Origin of the sequence: Leclercia sp. LSNIH8 (assembly GCF_002920195.1) — a bacterium.
Lineage (GTDB): Bacteria > Pseudomonadota > Gammaproteobacteria > Enterobacterales > Enterobacteriaceae > Enterobacter.
Genome location: NZ_PQJY01000009.1, coordinates 40,371 through 63,376 on the forward strand (window position 1 = coordinate 40,371; position 23,006 = coordinate 63,376).

The following is a 23,006-nucleotide window of genomic DNA, read 5'->3' on the forward strand; positions in this document are numbered from 1 at the left end:
TCGGGGCGCAATTCCCAAACAGCATGGAACAGCAGCGCTATGAACTTAATCTCCCTCTGGCCTCAAACAGCCGCATTGATGGACAGCCACCCTCTGGCACTTTTTGGTCTGTCGACACTCATTCAATCCATCGCACCAACATGTAATATTCTGATTAAAGAGACGAGTCTGAGTAAAATTTCAGAAGCATTGATGTATCAGTCGGTCGATATTCTCATTACCGACCTGCAAAGCGTAGAGGAAAGTCTGCAGGAAGGGGTGGAGACTTTGTTACACCTGGGGTCGCAATTTCCCAACCTGAATATGGTTGTGTATACCTTTTGTCATGACAGTAAAGAATTATGGAAATTATTTAATCAGCAAAATATCAGCTTGATCGCACGTGGAGAGTCGATGGCAGACACTGAGAATTACTTCAAAAAAGCGTTTGCTCAGAGGCGTGTGTTAAGTCCAAAAATCTACACTGCTCTCTCTCATATCAATGATAAAAATGACAGAATGATATCCAGCCTGACGCGAAGTGAAATGGATGTATTAAAGCATTTACTCAATGGTATGGATTTACAACACATTGCGAAAATGAAGGCGCTAAGTATTAAAACCGTTAGCGCGCATAAATGTAATGCGATGCGAAAACTCGGCGTAGAAACTGACGCAGAATTATTTGTACTGCTAAATGATGTTTTCCATCAAAAATAGAACGCATATGATTCATCTTTCTGATGTCATATAAAAGCTGAAAAACTGGCGCTGTATTGCCAGTTTTTCAGAGGGGTTTAAAGCGAGTATTTACATGCATTAACGCATGGTCACGAACTCTTCTGCCGCCGTTGGGTGAATAGCCACGGTATTATCGAAGTCTTTCTTGGTCGCACCCATTTTCAGCGCGACCGCAAAGCCCTGCAGGATCTCATCCATACCAAAGCCGATACCGTGAATGCCGACAATCTTCTCATCCGGGCCGACGCACACTAACTTCATGCGGCACGGCTGACGGTGAGACGTTACCGCGGTATACATGGCGGTGAAGGCGGATTTATACACTTTCACCTGGTCGTCGCCATAGTGCGCGCGCGCCTGAGGTTCGGTTAAACCAACGGTACCGATTGGCGGGTGGCTGAAGACTACGGTCGGGATGTTGTTGTAGTCCAGGTGCTCGTCCGGTTTGTTGTTAAACAGACGCTCGGAAAGACGACGACCCGCGGCGACGGCCACCGGGGTCAGTTCAACGGCGCCGGTATTATCGCCCACGGCATAGATGCCCGGTACGCTGGTGTTCTGGAACTTATCGACAACGATATAGCCTTTCTCATTGGTTTTGACACCCGTGACGGCCAGGTTGAAGTTGTCGTTTGCGGGTTCACGGCCAATGGCCCAGATCAGGCAATCCACGGTCTGGCTGCGGCCATCTTCCAGCTCAAGGGTCAGGCTACCGTCAGCGTTTTTCACAACCGCTTTCGGAATGGCTTCCGTATGCAGATGCGGACCTTCGGCATTCATCACTTCCACCAGAGTATCGACGATCAGCGGGTCGAAGTTGCGCAGCGGCGCGTGTTTACGCACAAACAGGTGCGCTTCGGCGCCAAGGCCGTTAATCACGCCCGCCAGCTCCACGGCGATGTAACCCGCGCCAACGATGGCAACGCGTTTCGGCAGAGCAGGCAGCTCAAAGAAACCGTCGGAGTCGATACCGTATTCCGCACCCGGAATAGCCGGATGGCTTGGACGCCCCCCGGTGGCGATCAGGATATGATCGGCAGTGATCGTTTCACCGTTGACTTCGATCGTCTTCGCATCGACAAAGCGGGCAAAACCGCGGATCACATCGACGTTGTTCTTACCCAGTACGTTATCGTAGGAGGTGTGAATACGGTCGATGTACGCAGTACGGCTGGCGATCAGGCGATCCCAGTCGAAGTTGTTAATGGTGGTATCAAAACCGTAATCCGGGCCATACAGGTGGATGGCCTCGCGGATCTGCGCTGCATGCCACATCACTTTTTTCGGTACACAACCGACGTTAACGCAGGTGCCGCCGAGGTCTTTCGCTTCAATCAGCGCGCACTTCTGGCCATACATGGCCGCACGGTTAATCGAGGCGATACCGCCGCTGCCGCCGCCGATAGCGATGTAGTCATAATGCTTAGTCATGGTCTTATCCTTAATCGTTAATTGCCGCGATTGTATACCTGAAATCAATAGTTTCCATCGATGACTGCAATTACTCTGGCACGATCCAGCTAACGGTAGTATGGCCAGTACCGGCCGGGACCAGCTTTTTGTGCAGCCACGGCAGGACGTTATTCATCTGCGCTTCAAGCTTCCAGGGCGGGTTAATCACAATCATGCCGGAGGCGGTCATACCGCGTCGATCGCTGTCCGGGAGAACCGCCAGCTCAATTTGCAGGATCTTACGGATGCCGGTCGCTTCCAGATCCTTGATCATGCGCTTGATCTGCGAACGCAGCACCACCGGATACCACAGCGCATAGGTGCCAGTGGCAAAGCGTTTGTAGCCCTCGTTGATGCCGGTAACCACCGCCTGGTAATCGCTTTTGATTTCGTACGGCGGGTCGATCAGCACCAGGCCACGACGGGACACCGGCGGCAGCTTCGCTTTCAGCTGCTGGTAGCCGTCCGATTTTTCCACGCGCGCGCGGCTGTCTTTCTGGAATTCAGAGCGCAGCAGCGGATAGTCGCTCGGGTGCAGTTCGGTCAGCTGAATGCTGTCCTGCTCGCGCAGCAGCTGGCGGGCAATAAGCGGCGAGCCCGGGTAGTAGCGTAACTGGCCGCTGCGGTTAAAATGGTTGATCACGCCGATATACGGCTCAAGCTCCGCCGGCAGGTCATCCTGCTGCCAGATGCGGGCGATGCCTTCAAGGTACTCCCCGGTGCGCTCGGCATGCTCGCCGCTCAGCTGATAGCGGCCCGCGCCAGCATGGGTGTCCAGATAGAGAAAAGGCTTATCTTTCTCTTTTAGCGCTTCGATAATCAGGCTCTGAACGGTGTGTTTAAGGACGTCGGCGTGGTTGCCCGCGTGAAAGCTGTGGCGATAACTGAGCATGGGTAGATGAATTCCACTGAGTAAACGATTTTCCACAGTTTACCGCAGAACGACACAGAATACCCGCAGGCCCGGAAAGCGCTGTCGGGCCCACGCTTTTTCTGTCACCGCAGCCATTGAAATTCACTACACTTAACCCCATCCTGGAAACATTATGCTCGCGCAGGATGTGCGCTTCATTCACTCATTTAACAGGACAGTGCTTATGACCAACCCATTACTGACGCCTTTTTCGTTGCCACCGTTCTCCTCCATTCGGCCTGAACATGTTGTCCCTGCGGTTACTAAAGCGCTGGACGATTGCCGTAGTGCAGTGGAGAGCGTGGTGGCGAACGGCGCTCCCTACACCTGGGAAAACCTGTGTCAGCCGCTGGCGGAAGTGGATGATGTGCTTGGCCGCATCTTCTCCCCGGTCAGCCACCTTAACTCGGTGAAAAACAGCCCGGAACTGCGTGAAGCCTACGAACAAACTCTGCCGCTGCTGTCGGAATACAGTACCTGGGTCGGGCAGCACGAAGGGCTCTACAAAGCGTACCGCGACCTGCGCGATGGCGATCACTATGCGACGCTGAATATCGCGCAGAAAAAGGCTGTTGATAACGCGCTGCGCGATTTTGAACTGTCGGGCATCGGTCTGGCAAAAGAGAAGCAGCAGCGCTACGGCGAAATCGCGACGCGCCTGTCTGAGCTGGGCAACCAGTACAGCAACAACGTGCTGGATGCCACCATGGGCTGGACGAAGCTGATTACCGACGAAGCGGAGCTGGCTGGCATGCCGGAAAGCGCGCTGGCGGCAGCAAAAGCGCAAGCCGAAGCGAAAGAGCAGGAAGGTTATCTGTTGACGCTGGATATCCCGAGCTATCTGCCGGTCATGACCTACTGCGACAACCAGGCCCTGCGTGAAGAGATGTATCGCGCCTACAGCACCCGCGCATCCGATCAGGGCCCGAACGCCGGTAAGTGGGATAACACCCCGGTGATGGCGGAAATTCTTGCCCTGCGTCACGAGCTGGCGCAGCTGCTGGGCTTTGACAGCTACGCGGATAAATCGCTTGCCACCAAAATGGCTGAGAATCCGCAGCAGGTACTCGATTTCTTAACCGATCTGGCCAAACGTGCCCGTCCTCAGGGCGAAAAAGAACTGGCCCAGCTGCGCGCCTTTGCGAAAGCGGAGTTCGGCGTCGATGAGCTGCTGCCGTGGGATATCGCCTATTACAGCGAAAAACAGAAGCAGCATCTTTACAGCATCAGCGATGAGCAACTGCGTCCGTACTTCCCGGAAAACAAAGCCGTTAACGGCCTGTTCGAAGTGGTGAAACGCATTTACGGCATCACTGCTAAAGAGCGCAACGATGTGGAAGTGTGGCACGACGACGTGCGGTTCTTCGAACTGTACGACGACCAGAACGAACTGCGCGGCAGCTTCTATCTTGACCTCTACGCTCGCGAAAATAAACGCGGCGGCGCCTGGATGGATGACTGCGTAGGGCAGATGCGTAAAGCCGACGGCTCGCTGCAAAAGCCGGTTGCTTATCTGACCTGTAACTTCAACCGTCCGGTTAACGGCAAACCTGCGCTGTTCACCCATGACGAAGTGATCACTCTGTTCCACGAATTCGGCCACGGCCTGCACCACATGCTGACCCGCATTGAAGCGGCAGGCGTTGCCGGTATCAGCGGTGTACCGTGGGATGCAGTGGAGCTGCCGAGCCAGTTTATGGAAAACTGGTGCTGGGAGCCGGACGCGCTGGCGTTTATCTCCGGCCACTACGAGACCGGCGAGCCGCTGCCAAAAGCGCTGCTGGATAAGATGCTGGAAGCGAAAAACTACCAGGCGGCGATGTTCATCCTGCGTCAGCTGGAGTTCGGCCTGTTCGATTTCCGTCTGCATGCGGAGTTCAGCCCGGAGCAGGGGGCGAAGGTTCTCGAAACCCTGGCGGAGATCAAGAAGCAGGTTGCCCTTATTCCAGGTCCGGCCTGGGGACGCTTCCCGCACGCGTTCAGCCATATCTTTGCGGGCGGCTATGCGGCGGGTTACTACAGCTACCTGTGGGCAGACGTGCTGGCGGCAGACGCTTACTCCCGCTTTGAGGAAGAGGGGATTTTCAACCGCGAAACCGGCCAGTCGTTCCTGGATAACATCCTTACCCGTGGCGGCTCTGAAGAGCCAATGGAGCTGTTCAAACGCTTCCGTGGCCGCGAACCGCAGCTGGATGCGATGCTTGAGCATTACGGCATCAAGGGTTAGTTGATTCGTGAAGATTCACTTAGTTGATGAAACAGGCGCCGGAGACGGCGCCTTATCTGTTCTTGCCGCCCGCTGGGGGCTGGAACACGATGAAGAAAACCTGATGGCGCTGGTGATGACCCCGGACCATCTGGAGCTGCGCAAGCGCGACGAGCCCAAACTCGGCGGCATTTTCGTCGATTTTGTTGGTGGGGCGATGGCGCACCGGCGCAAGTTCGGCGGCGGACGCGGCGAAGCGGTGGCCAAAGCGGTCGGGATTAAGGGCAGCTACCTGCCGGACGTGGTGGATGCCACAGCGGGACTCGGGCGCGACGCTTTTGTGCTGGCGTCGGTGGGCTGTCGGGTGCGGATGCTGGAGCGCAATCCGGTGGTGGCCGCGCTGCTGGATGACGGCCTGGCCCGCGGCTATGCCGATCCGGAAATCGGCGGCTGGTTGCAGGAGCGGTTACAGCTGATCCACGCCTCAAGCCTGACGGCGCTGACCGATATCACCCCACGCCCGCAGGTGGTTTATCTTGACCCGATGTTCCCGCATAAGCAGAAAAGCGCGCTGGTGAAGAAAGAGATGCGGGTGTTTCAGTCGCTGGTGGGGCCGGATCTGGATGCGGATGGCCTGCTGGCGCCTGCGCGTCTGCTGGCCACGAAGCGGGTGGTAGTGAAACGTCCTGACTATGCGCCGCCGCTGGCGGAGGTTGCGACGACCAATGCGGTGACCACCAAAGGGCACCGGTTTGATATCTATTCCGGCACCCCGGAATAAAAAAAGCCGGGTGGCGGCTTCGCCTTACCCGGCCTACATTCAGGCAATCCCGCCTTACTCGTCGTCTTCGTCGCGCAGCGGCACAATCAGCATATCCACGTGTACGGTGTTAATCAGCTGACGGGCTGACGACATCAGCTTGCTCCAGAAATCCTGGTGATGGCCGCAGACCACCAGATCCATATCGTATTTTTTAATCGCATCGACCAGAACCTGGCCCAGGTCGCCGCTGCCGCTCAGGGTTTCGGTGATCGGATAGCCCGCATTCGTGGAAAGTTCGGTCAGCGCATGGTGGGTCTCTTCAGAGATACGCTTCTGCATGTCCCCCAGATTCACATCGATCAGGCCGGTATAGAGATCGGAGTAGTTAACGTCCACATGAATTAAGGAAACTTTCGCATTGTACGGACGCGCCATGGATACCGCTTTATCAACCAGCACTTTGCTCTCCGGGGAGAGGTCAACAGCGATCAGAATATGTTTATAAGCCATAGTGTTACTCCTTCCTTAAGTTATCGATGACCAATGCGTGTAGCAGTCGTCTACCTGCTTTCATTACGGCCCAGTTAAACAAAATTTTCAAGCATTGGTGTTGATAACGATTAACCTTGTGGCAAAAAAATTAACTGATCTCCTACACTATTGAATAAGCCGTTCGGATAATAAAATGTGAAGCCGATCGGCTTTTGAGTCTCTCTATCACTGAACCGTCTGTCAGGGCATTGGGGTGCGGTAGTCCCGAAGCGTTGCTTCGAGGGCGGACGCCGGGGAGGATGTATGATTAGCACCGTCGCATTGTTTTGGGCGTTATGTGTGGTTTGCATTGTGAATATGGCGCGTTATTTCTCATCCTTGCGCGCGCTATTAGTGGTACTGCGTGGCTGCGATCCGTTGCTTTATCAATATGTGGACGGCGGGGGATTCTTTACCTCGCACGGGCAGCCCAGCAAACAGATGCGCCTGGTGTGGTATATCTACGCCCAGCGTTATCGCGATCATCATGATGATGAGTTTATCCGTCGCTGTGAGCGCCTGCGTCGTCAGTTCATCCTGACCAGCGCACTGTGCGGCCTGGTGGTGGTGAGCATGATTGCTCTCCTCATCTGGCATTGAGCGCAAAAAAAAGCGGGCCAGTTACCTGACCCGCTCTTCGCGTAACCTGCCTGCGATTACAGGAATTGCAGGGAGATCCAGTACAGACCGCCAGACAGCAGAATGGATGCCGGCAGGGTAAATACCCAGGCCATCAGAATGCTGGTCACGGTTTTGCGTTGCAGACCACCGCCATCAACCAGCATGGTACCCGCCACGGACGAAGAGAGAACGTGGGTAGTGGATACCGGCATACCGGTGTAGCTGGCCAGACCGATAGAGACTGCCGCCGTCATCTGAGCGGACATCCCCTGGGCATAGGTCATGCCTTTCTTACCAATCTTCTCGCCGATGGTTGTTGCTACGCGACGCCAGCCAATCATCGTACCGAGACCCAGAGCCAGCGCAACCGCCATGATGATCCAGATCGGTGCGTACTCAATGGTGTTCAGCATGTCGACTTTCAGCTTCTTCAGCAGACGTTTGTCGTCGGCAGAGACTTCAGGCAGCTTAGCCACTTTGTCGGTGACGTCAGAGATGCACAGCATGATGCGGCGCATCTGGCCACGCTGCTCTACGGAGAGCTTGTCGTAGCTTTCAACGTCTGTCAGCATGCCTTTGGCGCGCTCCAGGGCACTGATCGCATTAGCCGGATGGCAATGGAACTCCGCCGGTTTGGTAGCGCCCGCTTCCGGAGAAGGGATCAACTGGTCAACGCCGGTCGCTTTTTTCAGCAGGTCAGGATGCTGCTGGAAATAGGTTTCAACGTTGTTGATGGCATCACGGGTACGGGTAATTTCGTAACCGGACGCATTCATATTGACCACGAAGCCCGCCGGGGCCACGCCGATCAGCACCAGCATCACCAGACCAATGCCTTTCTGACCGTCGTTTGCGCCGTGCGAGAAAGCCACGCCGATTGCAGAGATGATCAGAGCGATACGCGTCCAGAATGGCGGCTTCTTCTTGCCGTCTTTCTTTTCACGCTCTGCTGGCGTCAGGTGGATACGGGCACGTTTTTTCGTACCGCTCCAGTAACGACGCAGCAGGAAGATTAACCCCCCCGCCACAACCAGACCGACAATCGGGGAAATAATCAGTGAACCGAAAATACCCAGAACTTTAGGGATGTTCAGTGCGTCCACCACAGACGTACCGGTCATCAGCGCATTGGTTAAACCAATACCGATGATAGTGCCGATCAGCGTGTGGGAACTGGATGCTGGCAGGCCGAAATACCAGGTACCGAGGTTCCAGATAATTGCAGCAAACAGCAGGGAGAAGACCATAGCAAGGCCATGACCAGAGCTGACGTTCAACAGCAGATCCGTTGGCAGCATATGCACAATGGCGTAGGCTACGCTCAGACCTCCAAGAAGAACGCCAAAGAAGTTAAACACTGCAGCCATCACCACCGCAACTTGCGATCGTAATGCCCGGGTGTAGATAACCGTTGCCACTGCGTTTGCAGTATCGTGGAAGCCGTTAATCGCTTCGTAGAACAATACAAAGGCCAGAGCAAGCAAAAGTAAAAGCCCGGTATGGAAATCCAGGCCAGCAAACAAATGTAGCATAGGACGTTACGCCATTTTGAGGACATGAACGCGGCGCATTATCCAGGACAAATGCGCAACGGGCAAAGTGAAATATAGCCTTTTTTTGATTTGCTTACTGACATAAGCGTAGCAGCAAAAGAATTACTTTTTAAATTTCAACGAAATGCATGAAATTACAGATTTTTACGCTGGTGCGTTTCTTGAGGAAACTTTACAATTCGCGCCCTGAAAACCAGGAGGATCGAGACGTGGAAAAGTACGATGCTATCATTATTGGCGCAGGTGCGGCGGGTTTATTCTGTGCGGCGATGGCCGGACAGGCAGGACGCCGGGTTCTGCTGCTCGATAACGGCAAAAAACCAGGTCGTAAAATCCTGATGTCTGGTGGGGGCCGCTGCAACTTTACTAACCTTTATATCGAACCTGCGGCATATCTGAGCCAGAACCGTCATTTTTGCAAATCTGCGTTGGCGCGCTACACCCAGTGGGACTTCATCGACCTCGTGGGTAAACATGGGATCGCCTGGCATGAGAAAACGCTGGGGCAATTATTTTGCGACGATTCCGCGCAACAAATCGTCGATATGCTGGTGGCGGAGTGTGAAAAAGGCCAGGTTACCCTGCGACTTCGCAGCGAAGTGCTGGATGTAGCGCGTAACGATGCGGGGTACACGCTGCAGCTTAATGGCGAAACCGTGAGCGCAGAAAAACTGGTGATCGCCAGCGGCGGGCTCTCAATGCCGGGGCTGGGTGCCACACCGTTTGGCTATAAAATTGCCGAGCAGTTTGGCCTGAAGGTGTTACCCACCCGTGCCGGCCTGGTGCCATTCACCCTGCATAAACCGCTGCTGGAACAGCTGCAAACGCTCTCCGGCGTCTCGGTGCCGTCGGTGATTACCGCCGAAGACGGCACGCTGTTCCGTGAGAATCTGCTGTTTACCCACCGCGGCCTTTCCGGTCCGGCGGTGCTGCAAATCTCCAGCTACTGGCAGCCGGGCGAGTTCGTCACCATCAATTTAGTGCCGGATTGCGATCTGGAGAGCTTCCTCAATGAGCAGCGGGCGGCGCACCCTAACCAGAGCCTGAAAAACACCCTGGCAATGCAGCTGCCGAAGCGGCTGGTGGAGTGCCTGCAGCTGCTGGGGCAAATTCCTGATGTGTCGCTGAAGCAGCTCAACAGCCGTGACCAGCAGACGCTGGTGGAGACCTTAAGCGCCTGGCGCGTCCAGCCCAACGGCACCGAAGGGTATCGCACCGCGGAAGTGACGCTGGGGGGCGTGGACACCAACGAACTCTCTTCGCGCACCATGGAGGCCCGCAACGTGCCGGGACTCTATTTTATCGGCGAGGTCATGGACGTCACCGGCTGGCTGGGTGGCTATAACTTCCAGTGGGCGTGGGCCAGCGCCTGGGCCTGCGCAGAGGCGCTGGCAGGAAGGTAGTGCTCCGGCGCAACGATAGCGCCCTTGTCTCGCCCCCATCCGCTACACTGCATCTCAAACGTTCCGCTATTTTACGCCCTGTTCAGCTGAGCAGGGCGTATTGCGTTACCTTTCAGAGAGTGTGATATGCAGCTTGTGAGCATTATTATTTTGATCAACCTGACGGTGCTCATTCATTCCACATGGATGTTTATTATCCTGAAGTTCATCAATCTGAATGTGGAATCGGTGATCCGCGTTGTGTTCCGCAATATCGTCATCATTGTGACTGCACTTTTTGCTCATCTGCTTGAAGCCAGCCTGTTTGCCGTTTTCTATCGCTTCGTCGGCGCATTTACTGACTGGAACACCAGCTTCTATTTCTCGCTGGTCAGCTACGCTACAGTAGGGTACGGCGATGTCACGTTGTCGGAACACTGGCGACTGATTGGCGGGGTGGAAGGGCTGGTTGGCGCGCTGATGGTTGGCTGGTCAGTGGCGGTGCTGGTGGCTGTCCTGCAACGGCTGCGCGGCATGAGCCAGTAAAGCGCCGATGGCAGAACCTCCGCATTGTGAGGTAAAGTACACTCCCTCACGCAGGGTTATGCGTTTTAAGAGGAGAGCCGGTAAACGGTCCCTCTTTTTCTTTACTGGCTTCGCCAGTCTGCATGGTGTGTATTTTGTCTTCAAAAAGGGTTGTCTATGTCCTCTGCTCATCTCGGTTTCCCGACGGAAACCGTTGTTGTTTTTGTGGTTATGGCTGTCGGGGCGATGTTTATCGACCTCTTCATGCATCGCCATGACAAACCAATTTCACTGAAAAGCGCCTCACTCTGGTCCCTCTTCTGGGTGATGATGGCGATGGCGTTCGCCGGGTTCCTCTACGTGCATCACGGTGCCGAAGTGGCGAGCCTGTTCCTCACCGGTTACGCCCTGGAAGAGGTGCTCTCCGTTGATAACCTCTTCGTGATGATGGCGATCTTCGCCTGGTTTGGCGTGCCGGATCAGTATCGTCACCGGGTGCTCTACTGGGGGGTGATTGGCGCGATTGTCTTCCGCGGGATCTTCGTCGCTATCGGTACCAGCCTGCTGAGCCTGGGGCCATACGTTGAAGTGGTCTTCGCCCTGATTGTGGCCTGGACGGCGGTGATGATGCTTAAACGCGGCGAAGAGCAGGACGAGATTGAGGATTACTCCCAGCATCTGGCTTACCGCGCGGTAAAACGCTTCTATCCGATCTGGCCAAAAATTACCGGTAACGCGTTTCTTCTCAGCCAGAAAGAGGTGGATGCCGAGCTGGCTAAGCCCGAAAACCAGGATGTGATGGTCGGGCGGGTGAAGAAGGCGAAGCGCTATGCCACGCCGCTGCTGCTCTGTGTGGCGGTGGTGGAGCTGTCAGACGTGATGTTCGCCTTTGACTCGGTGCCGGCGATCATCGCGGTCAGCCGCGAGCCGCTGATTATCTACAGCGCCATGATGTTCGCCATCCTCGGCCTGCGTACGCTTTACTTCGTGCTGGAGGCGCTGAAGCAGTATCTGGTGCATCTGGAGAAAGCGGTGATCGCGCTGCTCTTCTTCGTCGCCTTTAAGCTCGGTCTGAACGCCACAGATCACTTCTGGCACCACGGCTACGGTATCGGCGCCACGGCGAGTCTGTTAGTGGTGTTGGGCGTACTGGCGGTGGGGATTCTGGCGAGCCTGCTGTTCCCGGGGAAACGGGAAGCCTGACGGATTCTGCCCGGCGGCGCTGTGCTTGCCGGGCCTACAAGCCCTGTAGGCCGGGTAAGGCGAAGCCGCCACCCGGCAGAGTTTACAGCTTAATCGGTGAGTTGCGGCGCGCGCGCGGCGGATGGAAATGACGCCAGTGCGGATCCTGCGCCGCCGCCAGCAGCTCGTGGTCGCCACGGGTGTCGCCCCAGGCGCGCACGTGATAGTTGGTCAGGCTGCCGTACACGCTCTCCAGCCGGGCCACTTTCTGCGCACAGCGACAGTTATGGCCGGTGATCCGCCCGGTCAGCTTGCCCTCTTTTACCTCCAGCTGGGTGCCGATAAGCTTAATGCCGAGCTTGTCGGCCCACGGCTGCAACACCAGCGCCGGGGAGGCAGAGCAGATGGTCACTTCCGCACCGGAGTTCACTTCCGCCGCCACCGCCAGCACCCCCTGCGGGCGCATCAGTTTGTCCCAGTACTTTTCGCAGAACCGCTCTGCCTGCTCACGCAGCCAGTGCTCATCCACGCCAGTCAGGAAGGTTTTGATCAGCACCTCTTTCAGTTCATCACGGGTCAGCTTGCGGCGTACGCAGTGAAGGGTGGGCAAGGCCATCCGCACCAGGCGACCGGCAAAGTAGCGCTTACCGAACGCAAAGCGTAAGAAGGGGATAAAGCTGTCGTGATGGGTCAGCGTGCCATCAAAGTCGAACACGGAGAGGACGCTGGATTTTGCCATCGCCTCATCGGCAATCATATTGGTCATAACAGAGTCTTAGCGTAAATTCACATTCTGTCCTCAGTTTACCTGCTTTAGCGTCAGATGCCACCCGCCAGCGGACAGGCGGCCATCGGCAGCGCTAGATAATATCGTCCACCACGCCGCCATCCACGCGCAGCGCCGCGCCGGAGGTGGCGGATGCCTGCTGGGAACAGACGTAAACCACCATGTTCGCCACCTCGTCTACCGTGGCGGCCCGCTGGATCACCGAGCTTGGGCGGTTTGCCATCACGAACTCTTTTGCCAGCGTCTCCAGGGATTTGCCGGTTTTCTCTATTTCGTCTTTCATCATCTCTGCAAAGCCGTCCGACATCGTCGGGCCAGGCAGGACGCTGTTCACGGTGACGCCACTCCCGGCGACAAACTTTGCCAGACCGCGCGCCAGAGATAGCTGAGCGGTTTTCGTCACGCCATAGTGGATCATGTCCGCCGGAATATTGCAGGCTGACTCCGAGGAGATAAACACCACCCGGCCCCAGCCTTTTTGCACCATGCCGGGCAGCAGGGCGCGCGACAGCCGAACGCCGGACATCACGTTGGTTTGCCAGTAGTGATCCCAGGTCTCATCGTCGGTGGCGTAAAAATCCTGGGGGCCGTAGATCCCGGCATTGTTGACGAGGATATCGACACCCGAAGCGACCCGGAGCAGAGCATCCACCCCTTCCTGCGTACTGAGGTCGGCAATGGCGGCCCGCACCTGAACGCCCGGTATTTGCTGCTGCAGCTGCTGGATGCCCCGGTTAACCGAGTCGACGCTGCGTCCGTTAACAATCACCTCGGCGCCGCTCTCCGCCAGCCCTCTGGCAATGGCGAAGCCAATGCCGCCTGTGGAGGCGGTCACTAACGCCACTTTTCCCGTAAGATCGATTTTCACGGCCTGCTCCTTGTCATATTTGAAGTTCAGACCATTAAGCGTAGCAGTTCACCTTTACGACGGCTGGCTGAAGAGGTGCAGTAAGGTTTCCACCTGTTCGTCGAGCGGGGCGAGCGTGCGTTTTACAATCAGATGCAGCGGTGTAGCACGGCGCGTGCCGTGGTTCAGGGGCACTGTTTTCAGCACACCGGTTTCCAGCTGTTGCTGAATTCGCTCTTCCGGCAGCCAGCCATACCCCACCTGATACATCACCGCATCGATAGCGGCATCGATGGTGGAGAAGGTCCAGGCTTCGCCGCCGGGAGGCGCGGCGTAGTTCTGCCCGGCGATCTGGATGAGTGGCCAGGGGCGTAGCATTTCATCAGTGAGCGGCGTATCGAGTTCAAACAGCGGATGCTCCCGATGCGCCACGGCGACAAAATCGATATTCATCAGCCACTCGCCGCGCCCGGTCACATCATGGCGGCGGGTTAGCACCATCACGTCGGCTTCGTTCTGGGCCAGGGCCTCGCCGGCGTTCTCAAGTATTTCGGTCAGATTCACCTCGGTTTGCGGATAGCGCTGTTGAAACTGGCGCAGAATGGCAAACAGGTGACGGCGAGGAAAAATGCTGTCCACCACCACATCCAGTCGGGTACGCATCCCGTTGCGTAGCGTCGTGGCGCGCGTCTCTAACAGGGTAAAGGCGTTTAGCAGCGGTTTGACCTGATTTAACAGTAGCTCCCCTTCCGGGGTCAGCACCGCCTTACGTCCCGCCTGAACCAGCAGCGCCACGCCCAGCCGCTCCTGCAACAACGCCAGGTTATAACTGACGGAAGATTGGCTGCGATGCGTCTCCTCTGCGGCGCGGGCAAAGCTGCCCAACTCAACGACACGTTCCAGCAGCGACCACTGCTCAAGGGTAGTTTTGTGCATAACTAATCTAATTTTTGGATGAATTTTATTAAATGATAGCGTTATTCATTCATTTTTTGCAGACGTAAGATGGGCTCATTGAAACAGAGGAGACAGGATATGAGCCAGTTTGATAAACATGATTTAAGCGGTTTCGTCGGCAAACATTTGGTCTACACCTACGATAACGGCTGGAACTACGAGATTTATGTCAAAAACGAGCAGACGCTCGATTACCGTATTCATAGCGGGATCGTGGCAAACCGTTGGGTAAAAGATCAACAGGCTTATATCGTTCGTGTAGGCGAGAGTATTTATAAAATCTCGTGGACTGAACCGACCGGTACCGATGTGAGTCTGATTGTGAACCTCGGCGACAAGCTGTTCCACGGCACGATCTTCTTCCCGCGTTGGGTGATGAATAACCCGGAAAAAACCATCTGCTTCCAGAACGATCATATTCCGCTGATGGTCTCTTATCGCGAGGCGGGCCCGGCCTACCCAACCGAAGTCATCGATGAGTTCGCCACCATTACCTTTGTGCGCGACTGCGGTGCCAATAACGATGCTGTCATTGACTGTGCTGCCAGCGAGCTGCCGGCAGACTTTCCGAATAATTTGAAATAAGCGGGTTACAGAACCTGAAGGGCACCGTTATGGAGGGGGAAGGGCGTTGGCGTACAGACCGCGAGGCTGAGTTCGCCGTGCTGAAAGTGGCTGACGCAGAGTGCCGACCTTAAAGTGCTGTCGATACTGACAATCTGCCAGGCGCTGCCGCCGCGCTGTTTGACGATCGCCTCTTTACGCGTCCAGATGCGCCAGAAGGCCGACAGTTTTGCTTCAGGCGCCTCCCGCTCCAGCTCGTCATGTTCGGCGAGGCTAAAGACGGCGTTAGCCAGCGCCTGCCAGTTATCCCGCGGGCGGATCACTTCGATGTCGCAGCCCACTTCGCCTTCGTCGCTTAACAGCAGGGCGATATCATCCCCGCTGTGGCTCAGGTTAAACCAGTAGGGTCTGGCATCGACGAACGCCGGTTTGCCCTGTTCACCGAAGACAATTTCCGGTACCGGGGCGGGCGATAACGCCCGGGCGAGTAGCGCCCGGCCAGCCAGCCAGGGGAGTCGGCGCGCGCCCTGCGGCGCCTGCTCAGAAAGCGCTGACGCCAGAGGGTCAGCGCTGAGGGTAGAAATTTTTCCCAGTAAGAACTGGTACATAGTCACGCCCAGCGTTTAATGATTATGGAAGTATTCATGCCGCCGAACGCGAAGGTGTTGCTTTGAAGATATTCGCAGTCAATGTGACGGGCCTCACCCATAATATAATCTAACGCGCCGCATTGCTCATCCGGTTGTCTTAAATTGATGGGCGGCGCGAACCAGCCCTCACGCCGCCAGCGCATACATCTCTTATCCCGGCAGCTTGCTTTTTGGTCTGCCTGGGCCAAGCAGGATCGCCAGTTTGCTGCCGCCCCGGGTGGTCTCCATCCAGATCTTACAGACGCTGGTGAGCGGTACGGAAAGTAACATCCCCACCGGGCCGAGCAACCAGCCCCAGATCAATAACGACAGGAAGACCACCAGGGTGGACATCCCCAGCCGGTGGCCCATCATTCGCGGCTCCACGATATTGCCCAGCACCATGTGGACGATAAGGAACAGCGCCCCCACCATCATGCATTCGTAAAAACCGTTGAACAGGAAGGCCTGGATCATCGGCGGTACGGCGGAGATCACCGCGCCGATATTAGGCACATAGTTCAGCAGGAAGGCCAGCACGCCCCACATCAGGGCAAACTGCACGCCCAGCAGCGTCAGCCCCAGCCAGACGATGGCCCCGGTCCACAAACTCAGCAGCGTTTTCAGCGCCAGATAGTGCGACACACCTTTTAGCGCGCGGTGTAAACCGGCGATGTGGATCTGCGGATTATTGAGGGCAAAACGCATCTTGTACGGCACGTGGCGCACTTCAAACAGCATAAAGACCACGGTCATCACCAGCAGCAGGACGCTGGCCATCGCCCCGGAAAGCTGGGTCATCAGCGCGGTGGCAAAGGTCATTACTTTCTCTGAATCCATCCGTCTCAGCATGCGCTCCGGGGAGAAGTGCAGGTTGAGGAACGGGAACATTTGCTGTAGACCGACAATTTTGCGCGTCAGCTCTTTATTGTATTTCGGCAGCATAGCGGCAAATTCATTGAGCGAGGCCGCCAGCACCCCAAACAGCGCCGTCAGCCCAATCAGCATCACCACCACCACAATGGTGATGGCAACAGGGCGGCTTACCCCCCGGCGCAAAAACCAGGTGACGAGGGGGTTAAGGACGATGGCGAAAAAGAGCGCCAGCAATAGCTGAACGAGAATATCTGCTGCGGCATGAATACCTGCCAGGATCACCACCAGACAGGCCAGCTTCATTAAAATATGGAGACCCGCTTTATCAGCGGGTGGAAGACCCGTTTTATCGGGCGGCGTGATTATCATGATTATTCCTCTTATATGATGCTCCTAAGTGTAGTGCGCCCGCAGCGCTTCGGCTGACGCCGTTAATCTTAAAGTCGCTGCTGCATTTCTCTCCCTGGCGTGGTAATAGTGAAACACTGTTGTAAAAATTCTGGTGAACCTGATGCCCGAACCTGCCGCCGAACCGGCACTGAGTGGATTGCGCCTCAACTTGCGTATTGTTTCCGTCGTGATTTTCAACTTTGCCAGCTACCTGACCATCGGCCTGCCGCTGGCCGTCCTGCCGGGCTATGTCCATGACATCATGGGCTTTAGCGCCTTCTGGGCGGGTCTGGTCATCAGCCTGCAATACTTCGCCACCCTGTTAAGCCGCCCCTATGCCGGACGCTATGCCGATCTGTTTGGGCCAAAGAGCATTGTGGTGCTGGGGCTGTGCGGCTGCTTCCTGAGCGGGGTGAGCTATTTCCTGGCCGGGCTGACCAGCGCCTGGCCGGTGGTGAGCCTGGCGCTGCTCTGTTTTGGCCGGGTGATTTTAGGCATCGGACAAAGTCTCGCCGGAACGGGCTCAACGCTGTGGGGCGTGGGGGTAGTGGGAGCTTCGCACATCGGGCGGGTGATCTCCTGGAATGGCATCGTCACCTATGGTGCAATGGCGATGGGCGCGCCGCTTGGCGTGCTCTGCTATCGCTACACCGGCCTGAGCGGGCTGGCGTTGACCATTATGGGGGTGGCGCTGCTGGCGATCCTCTTCGCCCTGCCACGTCCGAAAGTGAAGGCCAGCAAAGGCAAGCCGATGCCGTTTCGCACGGTGCTGGGGCGCGTCTGGCCGTACGGGATGGCGCTGGCGCTCGGTTCGGCGGGTTTTGGGGTCATCGCCACCTTCATTACGCTGTTTTACGCCGATAAAGGCTGGGACGGCGCGGCCTTCGCGCTGACGCTCTTTAGCTGCGCCTTCGTCGGCACCCGCCTGCTGTTCCCGAATGGCATCAACCGGCTGGGCGGGCTGAACGTGGCGATGATCTGCTTTAGCGTTGAGATTGTTGGCCTGCTGCTGACCGGCATCGCTGAGGCGCCCTGGATGGCGCGGATCGGAGTGTTCCTCGCGGGGGCGGGCTTCTCGCTGGTCTTCCCGGCGCTGGGGGTAGTGGCGGTCAAGGCGGTACCGCAGCAGAATCAGGGCGCGGCGCTGGCGACCTATACGGTGTTTATGGATATGTCGCTGGGGGTGACCGGGCCGCTGGCCGGGCTGGTGATGGCCTGGGCCGGGGTGCCGGTTATCTATCTGGCGGCGGCGGGGCTGGTGGTGGTGGCGTTACTGCTGACGTGGCGGCTAAAAAAATGGCCTCCGGAGGAGGCCATTTCATCGTGACGCTTACTGAATCACGAGGGTATTGATGATGTTCTCTGCGGCAGTTTGCGCTTTCTGCTGATCGTCAGCAGGCAGCGTGATCTGCAGGGTCAGCAGCTTGTTGTCCACTTTGCCCAGCACCACGGAGGAGTAAGCGGTCTGGCCTTTGGCAGAGATAATGCTGTCCAGCTGTTGCAGGTTGTGGCCTTTCAGATCGATGGCTTTGTTGGTGACCACCTGCAGCTGCGGGTCGCGGCTGCGCTGCTGATCTTCCAGACGTTTCGCCAGCACGCCCAGGTCTTCATTGGTGTCGTCGCCGACGATCACAATCACCGCTTTCTGTCCGGTGGCATCGGAATAGACGTGCATATTGTTCGCCTGCGTGCCCAGCTTGCCGCTCTGATCGGTCATATCCGCTGGCAGTGAGAAACTGAGTTTGCCATCCATCAGGCTGACCGGCTGACCCGTGGCGTTGCTTTCCGCAGACGCAGCCTGAGCTGGCGTTTTCGTGTCGCTGTTATCACAAGCGGCAAGCCCCATCACCAGCAGGCCAATCCCGACATATTTAACCAGATTGCGCATTACATTCTTCCTTTCGATAAACGGCCATAACGGCGCATCAATCCATCTTATCACAACTGTTCAGGGGAACCTTTAACCTGCCCGTAATGCTGAAATTTCAGATTTATCCTCGAATCTTTTCAGCAACATATTCAGCAGTACGCCGTACATCGGCAGGAAGAAGACCAGGCTGATAAGCACCTTGAAGGCGTAATCCACGAGGGCAATTTCCATCCAGTGTTCGGCCATAAACGCATCCGGGCTGCGCCAGAAGGCGATAAAGAAAAAGGCCAGCGTATCGCTGACGTTGCCAAACAGCGTGGAGGCGGTCGGCGCCATCCACCAGAGATGGTTCTGCCGCAGGCGGTTAAAGACATGCACGTCGAGGATCTGCCCCAGCGCATAGGCCATAAAGCTGGCGGCGGCGATACGGGCGACAAACAGGTTGAAGTGCGTCAGCGCCTCAAAGCCCTGCCAGCTTCCCATATAAAAAAGCGAGGAGATCGCGTACGACACAAACAGCGCCGGAAGCATGACGGCAAAAATAATGCGTCGGGCCAGCGGGGCGCCAAAGATACGAACGGTAAGATCGGTCGCAAGGAAGATAAACGGGAAACTGAACGCGCCCCATGTGGTGTGAAAACCAAAAATGGAGATCGGCAGCTGTACCAGGTAGTTACTGGAGGTAATCACCAGCAGATGAAAAAGCGAAAGCCAGAACAACGCTTTTACGCGCTGCGATTGTGTAAAGGAGTTCATATTGTACCTTTTTGATTAGTATTTGGGGTGAGGGAACCCAATAAACCGGCCGCATCATACTGCTTTCATTGCGCTTTGCAACGGCTATTTTTTACGCAATCGTTAACCTGGTTTGCTTTGCCCGGCCTGGGGCGTAAACTACTGCCGTTTTTTATCTGAACGAGACGACGATGACCGATCTGTTTTCCAGCCCAGACCATACTCTTGACGCCCAGGGCCTGCGCTGCCCGGAACCCGTTATGATGGTGCGCAAAACCGTGCGCACGATGCAAACCGGCGAAACGCTGTTAATTATTGCCGACGATCCGGCCACCACCCGCGATATCCCGGGCTTCTGTACCTTTATGGAACACGAGCTGGTGGCGCAGGAGACCGGCGCGCTGCCGTACCGCTATCTTATCCGCAAAGGCTAATGCCATTTTGCCCGGCGGCGCTTCGCTTGCATGGGCCTACAGGTAGGCCGGGTCAGGCTTTGCTGCCACCCGGCATGACATTCCGCACAATTCTGAACCGCCATTTCAATTTTTAGCGCTTTTTGTGAGGCGCTTCACCTACGCTTTTCAGGCAGTAGGCTAGTTTCTAGACGTTAAAACTAAAACAACGTTCCGATACTCACCCTCACTACCCTGGAGTTGACTCAATGAAAACGACCATCAAGCCGTTGCTGGCCGCTCTGTGTCTGTCTGCTTTTGCTGCCTCTGTCTCTGCTCAAACCATCAAAGCTGCTGATGTGCATCCTGAAGGCTACCCGAACGTGGTGGCGGTGCAGCATATGGGTGAAAAACTTAAACAACAAACCGACGGCAAGCTGGAGATCAAAGTCTTTCCGGGCGGCGTACTGGGTGATGAAAAGCAGATGATTGAGCAGGCGCAGATGGGCGCCATCGATATGATCCGCGTCTCCATGGCGCCGGTTGCGGCCATCCTGCCGGATATCGAAGTCTTTACCCTGCCGTATGTTTTCCGTGATGAAGACCACATGCACAAGGTGATCGACGGCGACATTGGTAAGCAGATCGGCGAAAAACTGACGGCGAACCCGAAATCGAAGCTGGTCTTCCTCGGCTGGATGGACTCCGGCACCCGTAACCTGATCACCAAAGATCCGATTGTTAAACCGGAAGATTTGAAAGGTAAGAAAATCCGCGTTCAGGGCAGTCCGGTGGCGCTGGCCACGTTGAAAGATATGGGCGCCAACTCGGTGGCGATGGGGGTAAGCGAGGTCTACAGCGGCATGCAGACCGGCGTTATCGACGGCGCAGAGAATAACCCACCCACCTTTATCGCCCACAACTACATGCCGGTGGCCAAAAACTACACCCTGAGCGGCCACTTTATCACCCCGGAAATGCTGCTCTACTCCAAAGTGAAGTGGGACAAGCTGAGCGCCGACGAGCAGGAAAAAATTAAGACCCTGGCCCGTGAAGCGCAGATGGAACAGCGTAAGCTGTGGCAGGCCTACAATGACGAAGCGCTGGCGAAGATGAAGGCGGGTGGCGTGCAGTTCCACGACATCGATAAGGCGGTGTTCGTCAAAGCGACCGAGCCGGTGCGCGCCCAGTATGGTGAAAAACATCAGGATCTGATGAAAGCCATCGCTGACGTTAAGTAAGCCGGAGTATTTATGTCCGAACTCTACCTGAAATGGATGGACCGTCTTTACCTGCTAGCGATGGCCGTTGCCGGGCTGTCGCTGCTGGTGATGACTATCGTTATCCCGATTGGCATCTTTTCGCGCTACGTACTCAACCGCGGTGAGTCATGGCCGGAGCCGGTTGCCATTATCTGCATGGTGACCTTCACCTTTGTCGGCGCGGCGGTGAGCTACCGCGCCGGATCGCACATTGCGGTGAATATGCTTACCGACAGACTACCAGACTCACTGAAGACGATCTGTGCACGGGTGGTGGATCTGCTGATGCTGGTCATCTCCGGCATCATGTTCTGGTACAGCTACCTGCTGTGCATTGAGCTCTGGGACCAGCCGGTCGCAGAGTTTCCGATTATGACCTCCGGCGAAAGTTATCTGCCGCTGCCGGTCGGGTCGGCGATTTTGATCCTGTTTGTGCTTGAGCGCCTGCTGTTTGGCTCTCAGGAAAACCGCCCGGTCGTACTGATCGGCAACCACAGTTAAGGGGTGAACAATGGATGCATTTGTTTTGTTATTCACCCTCGCCATTTTGCTGGCGCTGGGGATGCCGGTGGCCTTTGCCGTCGGCTTAAGCGCCGTGGCTGGCGCGCTGTGGATTGACCTGCCGCTTGAAGCATTAATGATCCAAATTACCAGCGGGGTGAACAAATTTACCCTGCTGGCGATCCCGTTCTTTATCCTCGCGGGGGCGATCATGGCGGAAGGCGGCATTGCCCGGCGGCTGGTTAACTTCGCCTATATCTTTGTCGGCTTTATTCGCGGTGGGCTGTCGCTGGTGAATATCGTCGCCTCCACCTTTTTCGGCGCCATTTCCGGCTCCTCGGTGGCGGATACCGCCTCCATCGGGACCGTAATGATCCCGGAGATGGAGAAGAAGGGCTATCCGCGTGAATACGCGGCGGCGGTCACCGCCAGCGGCTCGGTGCAGGCGATTCTGATCCCACCCAGCCATAACTCGGTGATCTACTCCCTGGCGGCAGGCGGTACGGTGTCGATTGCCACGCTGTTTATCGCCGGGGTGCTGCCGGGACTGCTGCTGGGTTTATGTCTGATGGTGCTGTGCCTGGGCTTTGCCCATAAGCGCGGCTATCCGAAAGGGGAGAGAATCCCCTTTAAGCAGGCGCTGAAGATCTTCTTCGATGCCCTGTGGGGGCTGATGACGGTAGTGATCATTCTCGGCGGCATTTTATCGGGGATCTTTACCGCGACGGAATCGGCGGCGGTTGCCTGCCTGTGGGCGTTCTTTGTCACCATGTTTATCTACCGCGACTACAAGTGGAACGAGCTGCCGAAACTGATGTGCCGCACGGTCAAAACGGTCACCATCGTGATGATCCTGATCGGCTTTGCCGCGGCCTTTGGTGCGGTGATGACCTACATGCAGCTGCCGATGCGCATCACCGAGTTCTTCACCTCGCTGTCGGATAACAAGTACGTCATTCTGATGTACCTCAACATCATGCTGCTGCTGATTGGCACCCTGATGGACATGGCGCCGATCATCCTGATCCTGACGCCGGTCCTGCTGCCGGTGACTAACGCCCTGGGCATCGATCCGGTGCATTTCGGCATGATCATGATGGTTAACCTCGGGATCGGCCTGATTACCCCGCCGGTAGGATCGGTGCTGTTTGTCGCCAGTGCGGTGAGCAAGCAGAAGATCGAAGCCGTAGTGAAGGAGATGCTGCCGTTTTACGGCATGCTGCTGGTGGTGCTCGGAATGGTGACCTACATTCCGGCGATTTCGCTGTGGTTGCCGCACATGTTGGGTATGCAATAGCTGTTGTACCGGGCGGCGCTGCGCTTGCCCGGCCTGGAAAATCGTAGGCCC

Annotated in this window: 23 protein-coding genes and 2 pseudogenes; 13 read left to right on the forward strand and 12 right to left on the reverse strand. The window is 56.3% G+C overall.

Translation table 11 applies throughout. From position 1 onward, the window contains the following. Positions 1-39 precede the first annotated feature (39 nt). On the forward strand, positions 40-699 hold the full coding sequence (locus C3406_RS20645) for a helix-turn-helix transcriptional regulator (protein WP_103824739.1): 660 nt from the start codon (positions 40-42) through the stop codon (positions 697-699). Between the two features lie 99 nt (positions 700-798). Here the strand turns inward: C3406_RS20645 and gorA are convergent, their stop codons facing one another. Together gorA and C3406_RS20655 are read right to left on the reverse strand one after the other, a co-directional pair. Continuing rightward, positions 799-2,151 (reverse strand): glutathione-disulfide reductase, encoded by a 1,353-nt coding sequence (gene gorA, locus C3406_RS20650; RefSeq protein WP_103824740.1) that lies wholly within the window; start codon positions 2,149-2,151, stop codon positions 799-801. A gap of 70 nt (positions 2,152-2,221) precedes the next feature. After that, positions 2,222-3,064: a 23S rRNA (adenine(2030)-N(6))-methyltransferase RlmJ gene (locus C3406_RS20655; RefSeq protein ID WP_103824741.1), complete on the reverse strand. Its 843-nt coding sequence runs from the start codon at positions 3,062-3,064 to the stop codon at positions 2,222-2,224. Positions 3,065-3,269: 205 nt separating this feature from the next. Here C3406_RS20655 and prlC point away from each other — a divergent pair, with 205 nt between their 5' ends. Together prlC and rsmJ are read left to right on the forward strand one after the other, a co-directional pair. Continuing rightward, positions 3,270-5,312: an oligopeptidase A gene (gene prlC, locus C3406_RS20660; protein WP_103824854.1), complete on the forward strand. Its 2,043-nt coding sequence runs from the start codon at positions 3,270-3,272 to the stop codon at positions 5,310-5,312. Between the two features lie 7 nt (positions 5,313-5,319). Further along, a complete protein-coding gene (gene rsmJ, locus C3406_RS20665; protein WP_103824742.1) occupies positions 5,320-6,072 on the forward strand; it encodes a 16S rRNA (guanine(1516)-N(2))-methyltransferase RsmJ in 753 nt (250 codons plus the stop codon). Between the two features lie 54 nt (positions 6,073-6,126). Here the strand turns inward: rsmJ and uspA are convergent, their stop codons facing one another. Beyond that, positions 6,127-6,564, reverse strand: coding sequence for a universal stress protein UspA (gene uspA, locus C3406_RS20670; protein ID WP_103177386.1), 438 nt, complete (start codon positions 6,562-6,564; stop codon positions 6,127-6,129). A gap of 285 nt (positions 6,565-6,849) precedes the next feature. Between uspA and uspB the strand changes: the two genes are divergently transcribed. After that, on the forward strand, positions 6,850-7,185 hold the full coding sequence (gene uspB / locus C3406_RS20675; RefSeq protein ID WP_032615027.1) for a universal stress protein UspB: 336 nt from the start codon (positions 6,850-6,852) through the stop codon (positions 7,183-7,185). A gap of 56 nt (positions 7,186-7,241) precedes the next feature. Here uspB and pitA read toward each other — a convergent pair whose 3' ends face one another. After that, the gene (gene pitA / locus C3406_RS20680) at positions 7,242-8,738 is read right to left on the reverse strand and encodes an inorganic phosphate transporter PitA (RefSeq protein WP_103824743.1); all 1,497 of its coding nucleotides are present in this window, start codon (positions 8,736-8,738) and stop codon (positions 7,242-7,244) included. Positions 8,739-8,968: 230 nt separating this feature from the next. Here pitA and C3406_RS20685 point away from each other — a divergent pair, with 230 nt between their 5' ends. From C3406_RS20685 to C3406_RS20695, 3 genes are all read left to right on the forward strand, one after another. Beyond that, entirely contained in the window at positions 8,969-10,162 is a 1,194-nt protein-coding gene (locus C3406_RS20685) for a BaiN/RdsA family NAD(P)/FAD-dependent oxidoreductase (protein ID WP_103824855.1), read from the forward strand. 126 nt (positions 10,163-10,288) lie between these two features. Then, complete coding sequence (locus C3406_RS20690; RefSeq protein ID WP_103824744.1) at positions 10,289-10,687, forward strand: ion channel; 399 nt, start codon at positions 10,289-10,291, stop codon at positions 10,685-10,687. Between the two features lie 156 nt (positions 10,688-10,843). Then, the gene (locus C3406_RS20695) at positions 10,844-11,869 is read left to right on the forward strand and encodes a TerC/Alx family metal homeostasis membrane protein (RefSeq protein WP_103824745.1); all 1,026 of its coding nucleotides are present in this window, start codon (positions 10,844-10,846) and stop codon (positions 11,867-11,869) included. A gap of 82 nt (positions 11,870-11,951) precedes the next feature. Here the strand turns inward: C3406_RS20695 and C3406_RS20700 are convergent, their stop codons facing one another. The 3 genes from C3406_RS20700 to C3406_RS20710 form a co-directional block, all read right to left on the reverse strand. After that, positions 11,952-12,614, reverse strand: coding sequence for an HAD family hydrolase (locus C3406_RS20700; RefSeq protein ID WP_103824746.1), 663 nt, complete (start codon positions 12,612-12,614; stop codon positions 11,952-11,954). A 94-nt stretch (positions 12,615-12,708) separates the two neighbouring features. Further along, positions 12,709-13,503 carry an SDR family NAD(P)-dependent oxidoreductase gene (locus tag C3406_RS20705; protein ID WP_103824747.1) on the reverse strand — a complete coding sequence of 265 codons (795 nt, stop codon included), beginning with the start codon at positions 13,501-13,503 and terminating at the stop codon, positions 12,709-12,711. A gap of 54 nt (positions 13,504-13,557) precedes the next feature. Then, the gene (locus tag C3406_RS20710; RefSeq protein WP_103824748.1) at positions 13,558-14,418 is read right to left on the reverse strand and encodes a LysR family transcriptional regulator; all 861 of its coding nucleotides are present in this window, start codon (positions 14,416-14,418) and stop codon (positions 13,558-13,560) included. Positions 14,419-14,517: 99 nt separating this feature from the next. On the opposite strand from C3406_RS20710, the gene C3406_RS20715 reads away from it, so the two are divergent. Continuing rightward, entirely contained in the window at positions 14,518-15,024 is a 507-nt protein-coding gene (locus C3406_RS20715; RefSeq protein WP_103824749.1) for a phenolic acid decarboxylase, read from the forward strand. Positions 15,025-15,029: 5 nt separating this feature from the next. Here C3406_RS20715 and acpT read toward each other — a convergent pair whose 3' ends face one another. From acpT to C3406_RS20730, 3 genes and pseudogenes are all read right to left on the reverse strand, one after another. After that, a complete protein-coding gene (gene acpT, locus C3406_RS20720; protein WP_103824750.1) occupies positions 15,030-15,611 on the reverse strand; it encodes a 4'-phosphopantetheinyl transferase AcpT in 582 nt (193 codons plus the stop codon). Positions 15,612-15,613: 2 nt separating this feature from the next. Beyond that, positions 15,614-15,796 (reverse strand): annotated as a pseudogene (locus C3406_RS20725) (beta-ketoacyl-ACP synthase); the annotation flags it as partial. Between the two features lie 7 nt (positions 15,797-15,803). Further along, the gene (locus tag C3406_RS20730; protein WP_103824751.1) at positions 15,804-16,877 is read right to left on the reverse strand and encodes an AI-2E family transporter; all 1,074 of its coding nucleotides are present in this window, start codon (positions 16,875-16,877) and stop codon (positions 15,804-15,806) included. A 108-nt stretch (positions 16,878-16,985) separates the two neighbouring features. Here C3406_RS20730 and C3406_RS20735 point away from each other — a divergent pair. Beyond that, a pseudogene (locus tag C3406_RS20735) lies at positions 16,986-18,225 on the forward strand (MFS transporter). 3 nt (positions 18,226-18,228) lie between these two features. Here the strand turns inward: C3406_RS20735 and C3406_RS20740 are convergent. Together C3406_RS20740 and C3406_RS20745 are read right to left on the reverse strand one after the other, a co-directional pair. Further along, complete coding sequence (locus C3406_RS20740; protein ID WP_103824753.1) at positions 18,229-18,786, reverse strand: DcrB family lipoprotein; 558 nt, start codon at positions 18,784-18,786, stop codon at positions 18,229-18,231. 72 nt (positions 18,787-18,858) lie between these two features. Then, the gene (locus C3406_RS20745) at positions 18,859-19,524 is read right to left on the reverse strand and encodes a 7-cyano-7-deazaguanine/7-aminomethyl-7-deazaguanine transporter (protein ID WP_103824754.1); all 666 of its coding nucleotides are present in this window, start codon (positions 19,522-19,524) and stop codon (positions 18,859-18,861) included. 170 nt (positions 19,525-19,694) lie between these two features. On the opposite strand from C3406_RS20745, the gene tusA reads away from it, so the two are divergent. The 4 genes from tusA (at position 19,695) to C3406_RS20765 (ending at position 22,955) form a co-directional block, all read left to right on the forward strand. Then, positions 19,695-19,937 (forward strand): sulfurtransferase TusA, encoded by a 243-nt coding sequence (tusA, locus tag C3406_RS20750; RefSeq protein ID WP_103824755.1) that lies wholly within the window; start codon positions 19,695-19,697, stop codon positions 19,935-19,937. 227 nt (positions 19,938-20,164) lie between these two features. Then, entirely contained in the window at positions 20,165-21,136 is a 972-nt protein-coding gene (locus C3406_RS20755) for a TRAP transporter substrate-binding protein (protein ID WP_103824756.1), read from the forward strand. A 12-nt stretch (positions 21,137-21,148) separates the two neighbouring features. Beyond that, positions 21,149-21,658 (forward strand): TRAP transporter small permease, encoded by a 510-nt coding sequence (locus C3406_RS20760; RefSeq protein WP_103824757.1) that lies wholly within the window; start codon positions 21,149-21,151, stop codon positions 21,656-21,658. A gap of 10 nt (positions 21,659-21,668) precedes the next feature. Further along, positions 21,669-22,955 carry a TRAP transporter large permease gene (locus C3406_RS20765; protein WP_103824758.1) on the forward strand — a complete coding sequence of 429 codons (1,287 nt, stop codon included), beginning with the start codon at positions 21,669-21,671 and terminating at the stop codon, positions 22,953-22,955. Positions 22,956-23,006: the final 51 nt, after the last annotated feature.

Excerpts from the sequence above, each read along its gene's own strand:
- C3406_RS20645 (WP_103824739.1), top strand. The coding sequence starts at position 40 with ATGAACTTAATCTCCCTCTGGCCTCAAACAGCCGCATTGATGGACAGC.
- acpT (WP_103824750.1), bottom strand. The coding sequence starts at position 15,611 with ATGTACCAGTTCTTACTGGGAAAAATTTCTACCCTCAGCGCTGACCCT.
- C3406_RS20760 (WP_103824757.1), top strand. The coding sequence starts at position 21,149 with ATGTCCGAACTCTACCTGAAATGGATGGACCGTCTTTACCTGCTAGCG.
- tusA (WP_103824755.1), top strand. The coding sequence starts at position 19,695 with ATGACCGATCTGTTTTCCAGCCCAGACCATACTCTTGACGCCCAGGGC.
- pitA (WP_103824743.1), bottom strand. The coding sequence starts at position 8,738 with ATGCTACATTTGTTTGCTGGCCTGGATTTCCATACCGGGCTTTTACTT.
- C3406_RS20765 (WP_103824758.1), top strand. The coding sequence starts at position 21,669 with ATGGATGCATTTGTTTTGTTATTCACCCTCGCCATTTTGCTGGCGCTG.
- C3406_RS20730 (WP_103824751.1), bottom strand. The coding sequence starts at position 16,877 with ATGATAATCACGCCGCCCGATAAAACGGGTCTTCCACCCGCTGATAAA.
- C3406_RS20710 (WP_103824748.1), bottom strand. The coding sequence starts at position 14,418 with ATGCACAAAACTACCCTTGAGCAGTGGTCGCTGCTGGAACGTGTCGTT.
- C3406_RS20700 (WP_103824746.1), bottom strand. The coding sequence starts at position 12,614 with ATGACCAATATGATTGCCGATGAGGCGATGGCAAAATCCAGCGTCCTC.
- C3406_RS20745 (WP_103824754.1), bottom strand. The coding sequence starts at position 19,524 with ATGAACTCCTTTACACAATCGCAGCGCGTAAAAGCGTTGTTCTGGCTT.
- C3406_RS20755 (WP_103824756.1), top strand. The coding sequence starts at position 20,165 with ATGAAAACGACCATCAAGCCGTTGCTGGCCGCTCTGTGTCTGTCTGCT.
- uspA (WP_103177386.1), bottom strand. The coding sequence starts at position 6,564 with ATGGCTTATAAACATATTCTGATCGCTGTTGACCTCTCCCCGGAGAGC.
- C3406_RS20655 (WP_103824741.1), bottom strand. The coding sequence starts at position 3,064 with ATGCTCAGTTATCGCCACAGCTTTCACGCGGGCAACCACGCCGACGTC.
- C3406_RS20740 (WP_103824753.1), bottom strand. The coding sequence starts at position 18,786 with ATGCGCAATCTGGTTAAATATGTCGGGATTGGCCTGCTGGTGATGGGG.
- uspB (WP_032615027.1), top strand. The coding sequence starts at position 6,850 with ATGATTAGCACCGTCGCATTGTTTTGGGCGTTATGTGTGGTTTGCATT.
- C3406_RS20715 (WP_103824749.1), top strand. The coding sequence starts at position 14,518 with ATGAGCCAGTTTGATAAACATGATTTAAGCGGTTTCGTCGGCAAACAT.
- gorA (WP_103824740.1), bottom strand. The coding sequence starts at position 2,151 with ATGACTAAGCATTATGACTACATCGCTATCGGCGGCGGCAGCGGCGGT.
- C3406_RS20695 (WP_103824745.1), top strand. The coding sequence starts at position 10,844 with ATGTCCTCTGCTCATCTCGGTTTCCCGACGGAAACCGTTGTTGTTTTT.
- prlC (WP_103824854.1), top strand. The coding sequence starts at position 3,270 with ATGACCAACCCATTACTGACGCCTTTTTCGTTGCCACCGTTCTCCTCC.
- C3406_RS20690 (WP_103824744.1), top strand. The coding sequence starts at position 10,289 with ATGCAGCTTGTGAGCATTATTATTTTGATCAACCTGACGGTGCTCATT.